This is a genomic window from Oceanisphaera sp. (assembly GCF_052084945.1).
Classification (GTDB): domain Bacteria; phylum Pseudomonadota; class Gammaproteobacteria; order Enterobacterales; family Aeromonadaceae; genus Oceanimonas.
This window is the reverse complement of record NZ_JBQDEX010000122.1, coordinates 1-7,181: the sequence shown is the minus strand read 5'-3', so window position 1 is coordinate 7,181 and position 7,181 is coordinate 1. Positions and strand designations below refer to the sequence as shown.

Below are 7,181 nucleotides of genomic sequence, written 5' to 3'. Positions count from 1 at the left end.
GACTTGCCCCGTGTCAGTGGATGCGCATTATAGGGAAGCCATGATTTGACGCAAGTGTTTTTTGTTATTTTTATTAAAAAAAGTCATTACGTACAAAAAATAAGCTCAAACGACTCTTTTACTAACTTTACTGCTGTTTATTCGTACTTATTACGTGCCACTAGTTGAGCAAACTCTTTTACTTTATTCCAATCAGTAAATTCTAAGTCTTGGCTAGTGTCGGTACTGCCGCCTGTCATCTTCATAATCATCTGGATGAGTCGGGCTTGCCACCAAGTGTACTCACTGTATTTAAGCGCACCGGCAAATACCGCTATATTTCTTGGTCGCCAACGAGACTTCTGTAAAAACTTTTTAATATAAGCGTTATTCTCAGGTACGGCTTTTTCAGGCTTACGCGCGGTTAGGCACACACAGAAGAAGCTAGCGTCAGCTGCCGCAAGTTGTTCACTGTGAATATTGATAAAGTTATAGAGGTCGGAATGAAACTTACCATAGCGAATAGAGGCACCAATTAGTACCTTGTCATACTTACTCAGGTTTCTGCGAATTGAGCCATGCAAGTCAGCCAGCTCCACTTCGTAATCATTAAACTCACCTTGCATCGCATCAATGATCTTTTGTGTCTGACCATTACGAGATGAATAAAGTACTAATAGCTTTTCCATAAACTCCTCTTAGCTACGCCAAAACGCTGGCGTAAACAGTACCAGCAAGGTAAAAATTTCCAATCGACCAAATAACATGGCCAAGATCATAATCCACTTAGCCGCATCGGAAGTGGTACCAAAGTTAGCGGCTACATCCCCCAATCCTGGACCTAAGTTGTTGAGGGTAGCCACTACGGCTGTAAATGCCGTCAACTCATTCATGCCAGTCGCTAACAGCGCCAGCATGCACAATACAAACACTAAAGCATAAGCTGCAAAGAATCCCCATACCGCTTCTACCACTTTATCAGCTAATGCTTTATTGCCAAGTTTTATTCGATACACGGCTCTGGGGTGAACTAACCGCTTTAGCTCTCGCATACCCTGTAAGTTCAACAGCATAATTCGCACCACTTTCATGCCGCCGCCAGTACTCCCTGCACAACCACCAATAAAAGAGGCCATCATTAATAATACAGGCACAAATAGTGGCCATGTAGCAAAGCCAGTGGTACTAAAGCCTGCGGTGGTGGCGATAGAGACCGACTGAAATAAGGCTTGATCGAGCGCTTGCCAAGGGTTGCTGTAAACCTGATGACTGAGTAGGGCAGCCATGCAAATGAGCGTTAGCACAATTTGTACGCCAATAAACACTTTTACTTCAGGGTCAAAACGGTATACCGACAACCTAAGCCCTCGGTTAGCAAAGGCGGCAAAGTGCAGACTAAAGTTAACACCGGCAATCATAAGAAAGACTACAATAATGAAGTTAATCATGGGGCTGGCAAAATGACCGACACTGGCGTCGTAAGTAGAGAAGCCACCAATAGCAATGGTCGAGAATGCATGGCAAATCGCATCAAACAAATTCATGCCTGCAAGCCACAATAGTAAGGCACAGCTAATGGTCAGTACTAGGTAGATATACCAAAGAGTTTTCGCCGTCTCGGCGATCCTGGGGGCGACTTTATTATCTTTAACAGGCCCTGGTATTTCAGCACGAAACAGCTGCATGCCCCCGATGCCGAGAATAGGGAGTATGGCCACCGCCAATACGATAATCCCCATACCACCCAGCCATTGCAGCATTTGCCGATAAAATAAAATCGCTTTGGGTAGATTATCTAACCCACTAATCACGGTCGCGCCGGTTGTTGTCAGCCCAGAGAACGACTCGAAGAAAGCGGCGGCCACCGTCATGTCTAGCTCGGCACTTAATATAAAGGGAATCGCCCCCACGCTACCCAGTACCGTCCAAAACAGCACCACAATGAGGAAACCTTCTTTAGAACGTAGCTCTTTACTATGGGTTCGGTTAGGGAACCATAGCGCAATGCCTAAGATAAGGCATATTACAAAAGCGCTAAAGAAATCGAGGCCAGCACCATCTCGATAAATATATGCCACTAATGCCGGAGCCAGCATGGTCACGCTAAATAAAGCAACAAGAATGCCTACAATGCGGATAATAGTGCGTATATGCATGGTGTTTCCAATCAATATAAAAGCTGCGTTCACGTCATCAGTTTCACGCTGTACGCCATACGTTAACGCTTGGCGCTAGAGGCTTGTTTCACTTGTCATCCAAGAGCTTAGCAACCACTCGTCCTTGACTACGATCTAATAGTTGAGCGCAAAAGTCGGCGACATCACGGCTTTCTACCGCCAATATACCACTCACTTGCGCTCCGTAGTCTACGCTTTGCCAGTGGGCCTTATACTCTGCTAGCAAAAACTCCACCACCGGCATATCAGCATAGTGCACGGTAATGCTTAGCTCAGAAAAAAGTCGCCGCTCCGTTAAGGAAAGTTCAGCCAGCGCCATCGATAAAGTACCGCCATAAGCACGCACTAATCCCCCCGTGCCCAGCTTAATACCGCCAAAATAGCGCACCACAACTGCGGTTATTTCACCCACTCCTGAACCTTGTAACTGCGCCAGCATCGGCTTACCTGCCGTGCCCGATGGCTCACCATCATCACTAAACCCCAATACTCGAGAGTCACTGGGTTGGCCAGCCACAAAAGCCCAGCAATGATGGCGCGCTGTGGGCTCTTTCGCTCGAATGCGCTCGACAAACGCCTTGCCCTCTTCGGGAGTTGGCGTGTGACCTATATACGCGATAAAGCGGCTTTTTTTAATCTCCTGTTCCCATATTAGTGGTTCAGCAGGGATCAAGTAGGGAGACAATGTCATGGTATTTACTCCCAATTCAGAATGCATACGCTTTATATGAGATGTTAGCCACAACAAGAGCGCATTAAAAAATAGCGCAACATTGTTGCTGAATTGCGCTTAGTTGTCATCTTTTGCGCATAGGGGATCCTTCTTTTTTGTTATTAACAGACACGCAACACAATTAAAACGTTTGTTTGAATTAGCTATTGAACTCTGATGGTTTTCTGTTCATAGTCATGCTATCTCTGCTTGCCAGCCGAGCAGCCCAAGGGAACTAAGGAGACATGAAAATGATCTACCAAGGCGACGCCCTCTCAATTGAGATAGTAGAAGGCAATATTGCTAAGCTCTGTTTTAATAGTAAAGGCAGTATTAACAAACTAGACAGTGCCACCCTAGCTTCACTTGACCAAGCGGTGAGCGCATTAGAACAAAGGTCTGACCTCGCAGGCTTAATGCTCACCACAGCTAAAGACGCTTTTATTATGGGCGCCGACATTACCGAGTTTTTAGCTATGTTCGACTTGCCAGAGGCCACCCTAGGTAACTGGTTAACCCAAGCGAATCAGCTTTTTAATCGTATTGAAGACTTACCCTACCCTACCGTATCTGTGGTGCGCGGTTATGCCTTAGGCGGTGGGTGTGAATGTATATTAGCAACGGACTTTCGCATTGGGGATGCCAGTGCTCGTATTGGTTTACCAGAAACCAAGCTCGGCATAATGCCAGGCTTTGGGGGTACGGTGAGGTTGCCGCGCTTAATAGGTGCCGACAACGCACTTGAATGGATCACTACAGCTAAAGATCATAAAGCAGCCGCCTGTTTAACCGTCGGCGTATTAGATGCCATTGTTGATACCGAGCAGCTTGAAGCCTCGGCAATACAGCTATTAAAAGATGCCGCAGCAGGCAAGCAAGATTGGCAAGGCCGGCGTGCACAAAAGACGGCACCATTAACGCTCGATAAGCTTGAAGCCGCCATGAGTTTTAGTACTGCCGAGGGCATGGTGGCTGCCAAAGCGGGCCCGCATTACCCAGCACCTATGCTCGCGGTAAACACCATAGCCGCCGCGGCAGGGCTTGGCCGTGATCAGGCATTGGCACTTGAGCAAGAAAACTTCGTTAAACTCACCCAAACCTCAGTTGCCCGGGCCTTAGTGGGTATTTTTCTTAATGATCAATTTATTAAGGGTAAGGCCAAACGCGCGGCTAAAGCAGCGCCTGCGACTAAGAAGGCCGCCGTACTTGGTGCAGGTATTATGGGCGGCGGTATTGCGTATCAGTCGGCATCAAAGGGCATACCGGCGGTGATGAAAGATATTAACGACGCCGCATTAGCGCTAGGTATGACGGAAGCGGGTAAGCTACTGAATAAACAACTAGAACGCGGTCGCATTGATGGTAAACAGCTGGCTCAGGTGCTCGCTAGCATTACTCCTACGCTAAGCTATGACGCCTTACAAGGCGTGGATACCGTAGTAGAAGCCGTGGTTGAAAACCCTAAAATTAAAGGCCAAGTGCTAGCAGAAGTAGAAGCAAGCGTCAGTGATGATACCGTTATTGCCTCTAATACCTCGACCATACCTATTTCGGCACTGGCCAAGCATTTAAAGCACCCTGAGCGCTTTTGCGGTATGCACTTTTTTAACCCAGTGCATCGTATGCCACTGGTGGAAATTATCCGCGGCGAATATACCTCTAATGAGACCATTAATAAGGTGGTGGCTTACGCGGCTGCTATGGGTAAGTCGCCCATAGTGGTCAACGATTGTCCGGGTTTTTTCGTTAACCGCGTATTGTTCCCCTACTTCTTTGGTTTTAGCCAATTAGTCGCCGACGGGGCTGACTTTGTTAAGGTCGACAACGTGATGGAAAAACAGTTTGGCTGGCCCATGGGTCCGGCCTATCTGCTTGATGTGGTAGGCATAGATACCGGGCACCATGCGGCGGCTGTTATGGCCGATGGCTTTCCTGAGCGCATGAGCAAGTCAGGCAAAGACGCCATTGATGTTATGTATGAGGCCAAACGTTTTGGTCAAAAAAATGGCAAAGGCTTTTATGCGTACAGTCAAGATAAGCGAGGCAAGCCTAAGAAAGACGCCGATCCTGAAAGCTATCAGCTGTTAACGGCCATAACGGATCAATCTGTCACCTTTACCGACGACGATATTATTGCGCGCATGATGATCCCCCTGATTAATGAAGTGGTACTTTGTTTAGAAGAAGGCATTATTGGCTCCCCTGCCGAAGCCGATATGGCGCTCGTTTATGGTATTGGCTTTCCGCCCTTCCACGGCGGGGTATTCCGCTATCTTGATAATATGGGCCTGACTGAATATATCGCCCTGGCAGATAAATTTGCTCATCTTGGTCCGCTGTATCAAGTGAGTGACGGCCTACGTGACATGGCCGCAAACAAACACCTTTTCTACCCACTGGCGCAGGAGACCACAGCATGAACCAGGCATTAAATGAGGTCGTGATTGTTGACTGTATTCGCACTCCCATGGGCCGCTCTAAAGGTGGTGCGTTTCGCCACGTTAGGGCCGAAGATTTATCTGCACACCTAATGCAAGGCTTGCTGGCCAGAAACCCAGCATTAGCCGCCAGCGATATTGAAGATGTGTATTGGGGTTGCGTGCAACAAACGCTAGAGCAAGGTTTTAATATTGCCCGCAACGCCGCTTTGCTTGCCGGCTTACCGAAACAAGTGGGTGCCGTCACCGTTAATCGTTTATGTGGCTCGTCTATGCAGGCGCTGCACGATGCCAGCCGTGCCATTATGGTGGGTGATGGCGAGGTGTTTATGATTGGTGGCGTAGAGCACATGGGCCATGTGCCTATGAATCATGGTGTGGACTTTCACCCCAAACTGGCCCTCAATGTGGCTAAAGCCTCGGGCATGATGGGGCTAACCGCTGAAATGCTGGGTCGCATGTATAAGGTGAGCCGAGAGCAACAAGATGCCTTTGCCGTGCGCTCACACCAACTAGCCCATCAAGCCACGTTAGCGGGTCGCTTTGCACACGAAATCTTGCCCACTAACGGTCATAGCCATGATGGTAGTTTAACTTTATTTGAACAGGATGAAGTGATCCGCCCCGAGACCAGCTTAGCGTCACTCGCTCAACTGCGACCTGTGTTTGACCCCGCCAATGGCACAGTAACTGCAGGGACTTCTTCGGCCTTATCCGACGGCGCCTCGGCTATGCTGGTAATGTCGGCTGCTAAGGCAAAAGCCTTGGGTTTGAAGCCTCGCGCCCGCATTAAAGCCATGGCGATCGCCGGTTGTGATCCCGCTATTATGGGTTTTGGGCCGGTGCCAGCTGTGCATAAGGCGTTAAAACGTGCCGGATTGTCAATTGGCGACATTGATCTGTTTGAACTCAATGAGGCCTTTGCTGCGCAATCTTTACCGGTATTACAAGAGTTAGGCCTGCAAGATGTTATGGACGAAAAAGTGAATCTCAACGGCGGCGCTATCGCCTTAGGCCACCCGCTGGGCTGCTCTGGTGCACGAATTTCCACCACACTGCTCAACCTGATGGAGCACAAAGACGCCACCTTTGGCGTAGCCACCATGTGCATCGGCCTAGGCCAAGGTATCGCCACCGTATTTGAACGGGTATAAGACAGCGCCGAGCGCCCAGCACCAAGCGCCTAGCTTAAAGCAAATACTCTTAACTTATATTTTTTAGCTGGGCGCCTGGTGGTTGGGTATCTTTTTTTGCCGCCCTCCTGACGCACGTCAGGATCTCGCTCTTGGGTTTAAGAGCAAGTAAACAGTGCGAGATACCGGAGCAAGTCCGGTAAGACGGCAAAAAACGGTGTTTATCTTTAGCTGAACGCTTACAGCTGACGGCTTAAGGCTGTGTTTATAGGTTGACCATTATTTCAACAGCTTTAAAATAGGCAGCTGCTGTTAACACTATCACTTTAAGGTAATCACCCAATGACGACTGCAATTCTTGACGCTCAACATACGCTTGATGCCACAGGCCTTCGTTGCCCAGAGCCGGTGATGATGGTACGCAAACAAGTGCGCGGTATGCAGCCAAGTGAAACCTTACTGATCACCGCTGATGACCCGTCAACCGCCCGTGATATTCCCAGCTTCTGTCAGTTTATGGATCACACCCTGCTCTCTAGCCAAACAGAACAGCTGCCCTATCAGTTTTTGATCCAAAAAGGAGCTTAAACACAGCTAGAAGCCATACGCTGTACGCCTTACGTGAAATAATACCAAACAGACTAAATAATCGATCTATTTAAATGCAGTATAGAGAGGAAACAGAGCCACCTCCCTCGACACGCCATCAACCCATCCCTGGGGGCTCAGGAAATGCCGTCCA

6 protein-coding genes are annotated in these 7,181 nt (G+C 48.5%); 3 read left to right on the top strand and 3 right to left on the bottom strand.

All coding sequences use genetic code 11. The features are described from left to right. Nucleotides 1–137: 137 nt before the first annotated feature. From hemG to ACTHY5_RS10350, 3 genes are all read right to left on the bottom strand, one after another. The gene (gene hemG, locus ACTHY5_RS10360; protein WP_441879353.1) at nucleotides 138–668 is read right to left on the bottom strand and encodes a menaquinone-dependent protoporphyrinogen IX dehydrogenase; all 531 of its coding nucleotides are present in this window, start codon (nucleotides 666–668) and stop codon (nucleotides 138–140) included. A gap of 9 nt (nucleotides 669–677) precedes the next feature. Next, on the bottom strand, nucleotides 678–2,135 hold the full coding sequence (locus ACTHY5_RS10355; protein ID WP_441879351.1) for a TrkH family potassium uptake protein: 1,458 nt from the start codon (nucleotides 2,133–2,135) through the stop codon (nucleotides 678–680). Between the two features lie 88 nt (nucleotides 2,136–2,223). Then, entirely contained in the window at nucleotides 2,224–2,847 is a 624-nt protein-coding gene (locus ACTHY5_RS10350; RefSeq protein ID WP_441879350.1) for a YigZ family protein, read from the bottom strand. Nucleotides 2,848–3,119: 272 nt separating this feature from the next. On the opposite strand from ACTHY5_RS10350, the gene fadB reads away from it, so the two are divergent. The 3 genes from fadB (at nucleotide 3,120) to tusA (ending at nucleotide 7,027) form a co-directional block, all read left to right on the top strand. Then, entirely contained in the window at nucleotides 3,120–5,288 is a 2,169-nt protein-coding gene (gene fadB, locus ACTHY5_RS10345) for a fatty acid oxidation complex subunit alpha FadB (protein ID WP_441879354.1), read from the top strand. Beyond that, on the top strand, nucleotides 5,285–6,460 hold the full coding sequence (fadA, locus tag ACTHY5_RS10340) for an acetyl-CoA C-acyltransferase FadA (RefSeq protein WP_441879348.1): 1,176 nt from the start codon (nucleotides 5,285–5,287) through the stop codon (nucleotides 6,458–6,460). Before fadB ends, fadA begins: the two co-directional genes overlap by 4 nt. A gap of 321 nt (nucleotides 6,461–6,781) precedes the next feature. Beyond that, the gene (gene tusA / locus ACTHY5_RS10335) at nucleotides 6,782–7,027 is read left to right on the top strand and encodes a sulfurtransferase TusA (RefSeq protein WP_441879347.1); all 246 of its coding nucleotides are present in this window, start codon (nucleotides 6,782–6,784) and stop codon (nucleotides 7,025–7,027) included. The last annotated feature ends 154 nt before the right edge of the window (nucleotides 7,028–7,181 follow it).